This window comes from Streptomyces sp. BR123 (assembly GCF_013401435.1).
Lineage (GTDB): Bacteria > Actinomycetota > Actinomycetes > Streptomycetales > Streptomycetaceae > Streptomyces.
The window spans coordinates 1-5,714 of record NZ_JACBGN010000397.1 but is presented as its reverse complement, the minus strand read 5'-3'; the positions used below and the strand labels follow the sequence as shown (position 1 = coordinate 5,714).

The following is a 5,714-nucleotide window of genomic DNA, read 5'->3' as shown; positions in this document are numbered from 1 at the left end:
GGGACGGCCGGGGCGGCCGGGGCCGGGCTCAGCACATCACGGCGCCTCGGATGGGCAACCGCCGTGCGGTGAAGGGGAGTTCGGGGACCCGCGCTCGTCGGGGCGTGCGGCAAGCGGCGCCGGGCCGCGGGGTGCGGTGGGGGCTCGGGGCGGTCAGAGCCAGCCGAGCCGGGTGACGAACATGGCGACGACCACCACGAGGGTCCAACCGAGTACGTGTTCCAGCCAGGAGGAATCGTCCTTGGGGCCTCCGGTGCTGACCCGGGTCCGGAGGGGGGCTGCGGGGGCGGCGCTGTGTGCGGTCATGCCGTCCAATGTGCCAGCGTTCGCGGCTTTCGCGGTAGAGACGAGGGTCACTGGTGGCGCGCGTCACGCAGCCGGGCGCCGTCACGCAGCCGGGGACCCCGGCCGTCGTGCGGCCGGGGCCCGGCGTGCAGGTGCGCCCGGTGTCCGGTGCCCGGCGCCGGGGCGTCCGGTGCCGGGGGGACGGACGGATCAGGCGCGGTTGCGGCCCGCCATGCCTGCCATGGCCAGGGCCAGCAGCAGGGCGACGCCGCCCGCGATGACGTTGCTGAGCACGGTGCGGGTCGTGTCGACGTTGCCGGAGATGACCCACGGGGCGAGGATCGTCCACGCTCCGATGGCGACCGCGGTCCACGCCATGGCGTGGGTGCGTTCGTAGGCCGAGCCGAGCCCGCTCATGCACAGGCAGTAGGCCAGGCCGGCTATCAGGTTGTTCACTGCCAGCGAGGTGAGGTCGCTGAACCCTGCGATCCACGGCGATGCCGCCAGGTACAGGCCCGTGACGAGGGCCAGTGCCTCCACGGCCTGGGCGGCCGGTGTGCTGGTGACCCGCTCGAACCGCGAGCGCATCTCGGCGAGGTCGGGGTGGTGTTCGATGCTGTGGGTGGTCATGGCGGGCCGCCTCCTGTAAAAGACTTTATATGCCCTTTATGGCTTTATGTTGCGCTTGTCCTTTCTCCAGGTCAACGGGAGACGAGCGACCTCTCGGCGGGCGTCCCAGCGGGCTTCCGGGCGGACCTGCGGGCGGCCCGCTCACAGCACCCCGACGGCCTTGAGTGCAACGACCTGACCTGCGGAAGGGCGGGCCGGAGCGTAGAGGTAGCAGACCCCTCCGGAGCCGGAGACGGTCTTGCCCGCGGCGTTGAGGCGCTTGGTGCGCAGCCAGATGTCCTCCCACTCACGGCGCCGGTACACGCGCCGGACGGCCGGGTTGTCCGGCGAGTTCGGGTCGTTCGCGACGATGTCGCCGGACTCCGTGAAGCCCACGACGGTCATCAGGTGGCCGGCGGTGCCGTAGCCCGCACCGGTGAGCTCTTCGGCGCGGAAGGACTGCGAGGTGATCACGGGGATGCCGGAGCGGATCAGGGTCTCCAGGTCGGCGAGGGAGCGGAGCCGGGTGACGACGCCGGCGAGGCCCTCGTAGGTGGCGGCGTAGGCGGCGTTGAAGGGCCAGTTCCCGCAGCCCCGGTAGGCGTGGTCGTAGGTGGCGCGGGCGGCCTGGCAGACCTGCGGGTCGCTGTAGTCGCGGTTCACCCACTCCAGGTCCTTCGCGGCGGGCTTGCGGCCCCAGTACTCGATGACCATCTGGGAGGAGGTGGGGCTGCACCAGGCCTCGCCGCCGTTGTCGTACTCGGGGTAGCGGCCGGCGTGGACCTCCTGCGAGTAGCGCGGCACCTTCAGCTCGTGGGCGCGTCCGGAAGGGGCGGAGGCGGTGACGGTGAAGCGGTCCGGGACGTCGGAGGTCACGGCTCCGGCCAGCCACACCGTGGGGCCGTCTGCGGCGCCGGCCCTGCGGTGGAGGATGAGGCGCAGCCGCCAGGCCGCGATCCGCAGCCCGGCCGCCCGGGCGGGGGCGTCGACGGCGAGGGTGTCGGTCCACACGGTGGAGCGGCCGTCGGTCTGTCCGTCGACGGAGGTCCGGCGGATGTCCGCGTCGCCGGCGGCCCAGCGGGCCATGACGTACCAGGGGCTTGCGGAGCCGTCGCCGTAGGTGGCGCGGAGATCGGCCTGGATCCAGGTGCCGGCGGGGGTGGCGGCGTTCCAGGAGGCGATGACCTCGGTCCCGGGGACGGCCGAGCGGTGCACCGGCGAGGTCCACACGGCGTACTCCCAGGTGTCCTTCTTCCCGGTGTGCGGGTCGGTGTACTCGGTGCGGCCGACCGGTGCGGCGAGCCGCAGACCGGGGCGGGTGCCGTCGAGGACGGCGGTGCCCTGGTGGCTGCCGGCCTGCCAGTGGCTGCGGGAGAACCAGAACCGGTTGTCCACGGTGGGGCGGGCTGCGTTGCCGGCACCGGCCCCTGCACCGGCCTCTGCACCGGCCCCCGCACCGGGCAGGGGGGCGGCCCCGGAGGCGGCCCCGGCCGCATCGGCGGTCCCGGCGCCGGCGGCGCCCGCCCCGGGGGCGGGCCGCGTCGCCGTGCCGCCCGGCCGCCCGGCCGCCGCCGAGGCCCTCCCGCCGGGCACGGTGGCCGCGGCGGCGGCCGCGAGGGCGACGGCCAGGACGGTCCTGCGTGGTGTGGGTGCGGTCATCGCGGAATCCCCCAGTGGGTCGGTGAGGCGGATCGGTTCTCCACCCTTCCAGTTCCCGGCAGCCGGGTGGCGACGCCCGGGGCCCGTGTCGGGGTGAACCCGTGCGCGGCGGAGCCGGCCGTAGGCTGGCCGGGTGGAGTCACAGCAGTCGCTCGCGCCGCTCGCCCGCGAGATCAGCGCCCTGCCCCCGTCCCTCGGCCCGGTACGGCTGGTCGGGATCGACGGGCACGCCGGGTCCGGGAAGAGCACCTTCGCCGGGCGGCTCGCCGAGGCCCTGGGCGGGGCACCCGTACTGCACCTGGACGACGTGGCCAGCCACGAGGACCTCTTCGCCTGGCCGGACCGGCTGCGCGCAGAGGTCCTGGAGCCGCTCGCCGCCGGGCGCCCCGCCCACTGGTCCCCGTACGACTGGACGGCGCGGCGCTTCGGCCCCGAGCAGGTCCTGGAGCCGGCCCCGGTGCTGCTCGTCGAGGGCGTGGGGGCCGGCCGGCGCGCGCTGCGGCCGCACCTGGCCCGGCTGCTGTGGATGGAGACGCCGCGCACCGAGTCCTGGGGTCGGGGACGGCACCGGGACGGGCATGGGCTGTCCGATTTCTGGGACGGATGGGAGCGCGCGGAGCTCGCGCACTTCTCCGATGATCCTTCGCGCCCCTTCGCTGACACTCTGGTGCGGCAGAGCAGTACGGGATACGAGTGGTCTTCCGGGGCTGGAGCGACCGCCGGAAGGACGGCTTCCGTCACCGAAAGTGACGAACTCCCCCGGGCCTGAGCCACCCCGGAAACCCGCTTGCGCAGGCGTTCACCGGCCTGCTTGACCTGGGCCCCACACCGGCCTTACGTTCTGGTTGCGCGGTCTTTCCAGGCCGCAGCGGACGCGAAGCCCCCGATTGTTCCCCCGTGATCGGGGGCTTCGTTCTGCCCCGGCCCCGTTCCGCAGCCCGCCGCGGCCGGCAGACCTCCCCGGCGACTTCACGCTGAGTCACATCGGGTCTTGCCGGGGCACTCCGGACCCGTACCCCGCAGCACCCTGCGTAAGGTGCGTTGCCGCAGGTACGATGCAGCCCTGATTTCATCGGCACGGTGGACAACTCGCGGAAACGACGCGGGGGTTGCCGGGCACCACGGGGGCAGCTTGTGGGGGACGTGATGGATTTCGGGACGCCGGGCAGTGCGCACGCCCCGGCCGAACTCGCCTGGCTGCGCGGCGTGGACGCCTGCACCATGGGCGCCTACCCGCAGGCCGAGGAGGAGTTCCGGGCGGCCGTCCGGCTCGATCCCTCGATGGCCGACGCCTGGCTCGGCCTGCACGCGCTGCGCGTGGACACCACGACGGCGTTATTGCGCATGTACACCCATCGCGAACGCTTCGGCGAGCAGCGGGCCAGGCACCGGCGGACCCTGAACTCCTGGTACTGGCTGGGCTGGTGGGTCCAACCGGTACTCGAAAGCCGACGGGACCTGCTGCTGGCCCACGCCTCGCACTGGCTGGACGGCCGCCACGTGCCCGAACTGGACCAGGCGCTGGCCGCGCTGCCGCCCGTGGACACCGACCCGCAGGTCCGCTTCCTGCACGCATGCCGGGCCTACCTCGTCAAGGACTGGGATCAGCTGGTCCGGAACACCGAGCCGCTCGTGGACGATCCGCTGCTCGGCATCGAGGCGGGCCTCTTCGGCGGGATGGCCCGCGTCCGACTGGAGATGTACGGGCAGGCCGAGCCGATGCTCTCCACCGCGCTGATGCGCTGCCGCAGCGAGCAGCCGCAGCGCAAGGAACTGCGGTACTGGCTGGCCCGCGCACACGAGGGCACCGGGCGCAGCGCGGCGGCGCTGCCCCTGTACCGGGCCGTGCACCGCGTGGACCCGGCGTTCATGGACACCGCGGCGCGGCTCACCGCGATCGAGGACAGCGAGGACTACGACGGGTACGCCGGGTACGCGGGCACGGGCGTCGAGGCGTACGGCGGACACGGCGTGACCCAGGCGGGCGGCTTCACGGCGGTGACCCTGGGCGGCGGCCCCGTCCCGGACCTCGGCGTCGCCGCGGACGGACAGCCGGAGCCGCCGGACCCGCTCGCCGCCCCGGAACCGCCCGGGCCGCGGTTCGGGGGGCCTGCTCCCGGCCGGGGCGAAGGCGTACGGCGCAAGGTGACCCTCCCCGCGCAGGGGGCGCCCGGGGGGCTGCCGGCCGGGCCGGCGGACCCGGAGCTGCTGGCCGAGGCACTCGCCGAACTGGAGCGGATGGTCGGCCTGGAGCCGGTCAAACGGCAGGTCAAGGCGCTGTCGGCGCAGCTCCACATGGCACGGCTGCGGGCCGGGCAGGGACTGCCCGTGCAGCCCCCGAAGCGGCACTTCGTGTTCTCCGGACCCTCCGGCACCGGCAAGACGACCGTGGCACGCATCCTCGGCCGGGTGTTCTACGCGCTCGGGCTGCTCGGCGGAGACCACCTGGTCGAGGCCCAGCGGGCCGACCTGGTCGGCGAATTCCTCGGACAGACCGCGGTCAAGGCCAACGAGCTGATCGACTCGGCGATCGGCGGAGTGCTGTTCGTGGACGAGGCGTACAGCCTGTCCAACTCGGGCTACAGCAAGGGCGACGCGTACGGCGACGAGGCGCTGCAGGTGCTCCTGAAACGGGCCGAGGACAACCGGGACCACCTGGTGGTCATCCTGGCCGGCTACCCCGCGGGGATGGACCGGCTGCTGTCCACGAACCCCGGGCTGTCCTCGCGGTTCACCACCCGGGTGGACTTCCCCAGCTACCGTCCGGCCGAGCTGACCGCGATCGGGGAGGTCCTGGCGGAGGGGAACGGGGACTGCTGGGACGAGGAGGCGCTGGACGAGCTGCGGAGCGTCAGCATGCACGTGGTGGAACAGGGGTGGATCGACGAGCTGGGGAACGGGCGGTTCCTGCGGACACTGTACGAGAAGAGCTGCGCGTACCGGGATCTGCGGTTGGCCGGGTTTCCCGGGCAGCCTTCGCGGGAGGATCTGGCGACGCTGCGGCTGCCGGATCTGATGCAGGCGTACGGGGAGGTCCTGTCGGGTCGCGGCCCGACGGACCGCGACCGCCCGGAGGCTCCGCCCCCACCGCTCTGACCGCCGCCGCGCCAGCGGCCCGCCGCCGCCGGGCCCGTTTGCCGTGCGGAGCCACTCCCCCACCC

The 5,714-nt window shown here is 73.7% G+C and carries 5 protein-coding genes; 2 read left to right on the top strand and 3 right to left on the bottom strand.

The window, feature by feature from the left end; all coding sequences use genetic code 11:
* Positions 1-153 precede the first annotated feature (153 nt).
* From HYE82_RS33600 to HYE82_RS33590, 3 genes are all read right to left on the bottom strand, one after another.
* Complete coding sequence (locus HYE82_RS33600) at positions 154-306, bottom strand: SCO1431 family membrane protein (protein WP_179178005.1); 153 nt, start codon at positions 304-306, stop codon at positions 154-156.
* Between the two features lie 189 nt (positions 307-495).
* Positions 496-915, bottom strand: a complete 420-nt coding sequence (locus HYE82_RS33595) for an SPW repeat protein (protein WP_179178004.1) — start codon at positions 913-915, stop codon at positions 496-498.
* A 141-nt stretch (positions 916-1,056) separates the two neighbouring features.
* On the bottom strand, positions 1,057-2,553 hold the full coding sequence (locus tag HYE82_RS33590) for a peptidase C39 family protein (protein ID WP_179178003.1): 1,497 nt from the start codon (positions 2,551-2,553) through the stop codon (positions 1,057-1,059).
* Between the two features lie 133 nt (positions 2,554-2,686).
* Between HYE82_RS33590 and HYE82_RS33585 the strand changes: the two genes are divergently transcribed.
* Positions 2,687-3,322, top strand: coding sequence for a uridine kinase (locus HYE82_RS33585; RefSeq protein ID WP_179178002.1), 636 nt, complete (start codon positions 2,687-2,689; stop codon positions 3,320-3,322).
* A gap of 377 nt (positions 3,323-3,699) precedes the next feature.
* Complete coding sequence (locus HYE82_RS33580) at positions 3,700-5,649, top strand: AAA family ATPase (RefSeq protein ID WP_179178001.1); 1,950 nt, start codon at positions 3,700-3,702, stop codon at positions 5,647-5,649.
* The last annotated feature ends 65 nt before the right edge of the window (positions 5,650-5,714 follow it).

What these genes read in the sequence shown, in the direction of transcription:
- HYE82_RS33590 (WP_179178003.1), bottom strand. Translation starts at nt 2,553, where the DNA reads ATGACCGCACCCACACCACGCAGGACCGTCCTGGCCGTCGCCCTCGCG.
- HYE82_RS33580 (WP_179178001.1), top strand. Translation starts at nt 3,700, where the DNA reads ATGGATTTCGGGACGCCGGGCAGTGCGCACGCCCCGGCCGAACTCGCC.
- HYE82_RS33600 (WP_179178005.1), bottom strand. Translation starts at nt 306, where the DNA reads ATGACCGCACACAGCGCCGCCCCCGCAGCCCCCCTCCGGACCCGGGTC.
- HYE82_RS33595 (WP_179178004.1), bottom strand. Translation starts at nt 915, where the DNA reads ATGACCACCCACAGCATCGAACACCACCCCGACCTCGCCGAGATGCGC.